Source organism: Enterobacter sp. IF2SW-B1 (assembly GCF_001743375.1).
Classification (GTDB): Bacteria; Pseudomonadota; Gammaproteobacteria; order Enterobacterales; family Enterobacteriaceae; genus Enterobacter; species Enterobacter bugandensis.
The window spans coordinates 1-358 of record NZ_MJAA01000382.1 but is presented as its reverse complement, the minus strand read 5'-3'; the positions used below and the strand labels follow the sequence as shown (position 1 = coordinate 358).

General features: G+C 56.1%; 1 pseudogene. It reads right to left on the bottom strand.

The window, feature by feature from the left end:
- Positions 1-102: 102 nt before the first annotated feature.
- Positions 103-358, bottom strand: a pseudogene (gene tuf / locus A6013_RS24740) (elongation factor Tu); the annotation flags it as partial.

Below are 358 nucleotides of genomic sequence, written 5' to 3'. Positions count from 1 at the left end.
ACAAAATTAATCACTGATGTCCCCGCTTATGATGTGAAAGCGTGCACTAAGGGCATCAAATGCCCCCCTTTTATTGCGCATTGCGTCACATGTTCTCAGCCACTAGCCGCGCACTTTAGCCACACCGCCCCCGCCAACGGTACGGCCGCCTTCACGGATTGCGAAACGCAGACCGTCGTCCATCGCGCTTGGGTGGATCAGAGTCACAACCATCTTGAGGGGGTCGCCTGGCATTACCATCTCTACGCCTTCTGGCAGTTCGATGGGACCGGTCTGGTCAGTTGTCCGGAAGTAGAACTGGGGACGGTAGCCGTTGAAGAACGGAGTATGAGGGCGGCCTTCGTCTTTGGACAGGATG